This window comes from uncultured Candidatus Kuenenia sp. (assembly GCF_900696675.1).
GTDB classification, from domain to species: Bacteria; Planctomycetota; Brocadiia; order Brocadiales; family Brocadiaceae; genus Kuenenia; species Kuenenia stuttgartiensis_A.
Genome location: NZ_CAADGZ010000291.1, coordinates 1 through 1,243, shown reverse-complemented (window position 1 = coordinate 1,243; position 1,243 = coordinate 1). Strand labels below are relative to the sequence as shown.

Genomic DNA, 1,243 nt, shown 5'->3' with positions numbered 1-1,243 from the left:
CGCACACTGAAATAGCGCAGCATTGGCCAAAAATTCACCCGTACGTATGTGCCCCGCATTCATCTGTCCTTTACTCTCTTCTATCAAAGTCTCGCAGGTAGCCCTCTTTCCATAACAACGATGCGCTTCCATCGGACTTAACCGCTCCGTTGTAACGTAACAAAAATACTCATACACGGACACTTCTACTAATTTCTTTTCTCTTTTGACCAATTGCCGCACTGCCACAAAACGTCTCGCACGATCCCACCCTGCACATCGATACCAAAATTCAGCCTGTTCCCATCCTGGCTCCCCTTTCACCTCATTCCATTTCTGCCCTTCAAGCAATCCTTCCAGATTCTTCAGCTTTACCTTAATCAGATATCCCGCCAATATTGACTCAAGGTATTCAAGTAATTCTCCGGTAAAAAAACCGCTGTCTCCCCGAAATACCACCCTTACCCCCTTATTCATGTACGCCATACATTCCTTCATGAACTCTACTACTCCGTTACTCGTGTAGGCGCTTCCACACCGGAACCAACTATGTAATACCTCCTTTGTTTCTGCAATAAATGCCATTAAGGGATGATACGCCTTCTGCCCCTTCTTGTGCGGATTATATCCTACCTCTGCACCCTCCTGTTTCCCATATACACCATCTACGGTAGAATCAACATCTATCCATACTTCGCAAAGAGCACTCCTGAGTTTATGGCCTGATCTCACCGCACGCTTCCATATCTTTCCCCTAAACCGGTGGATCACCCCCGTCAGTTCCACTATATCTCCCTGACTCGCCAGCTTCATAATACGTCCTATCGTAGTATCTACAGGTACCTCTTTCCACCCGGACATCTTCTTCAATACCTCATCTGTACACACCTTCATCACCTCTACCATCGATGTCGCCCCTGCTATCAACCCTATCACTACCATTTGTACCGCATCGACAAACTGATACCGGGCATTTGCTCCACGATCCTTATGGACCGCTTCATGGACTCTCTCCCGGAACATCAGCTTACCCATAAAATTCAATACCGGTAAAAGCCCTGCATGTACCGTTAAGCCTTTCCCGCTCATCTCTGCCTTGATTTTCGGTTGTCTTTTGCTGTATTTTTTTGCTATATTCTTCATCGAAATGGTGAATCTCCTTTCAGGTGTTTTTTGTTATCAATATACCGCCGAATACCTTGGAAATCCTACCATTTCAATCCTATTCCTGCAACAAGGCTTTGCCTTGTTTGCAGGATTTAGG

At 45.9% G+C, this 1,243-nt stretch carries 1 protein-coding gene; it reads right to left on the bottom strand.

Annotated elements, in window-relative coordinates:
- The coding region (locus QZT26_RS17715; RefSeq protein WP_295104091.1) for an IS1380-like element ISCku8 family transposase at positions 1-1,122 on the bottom strand (1,122 nt) is incomplete at its 3' end.
- Positions 1,123-1,243 lie beyond the last annotated feature (121 nt).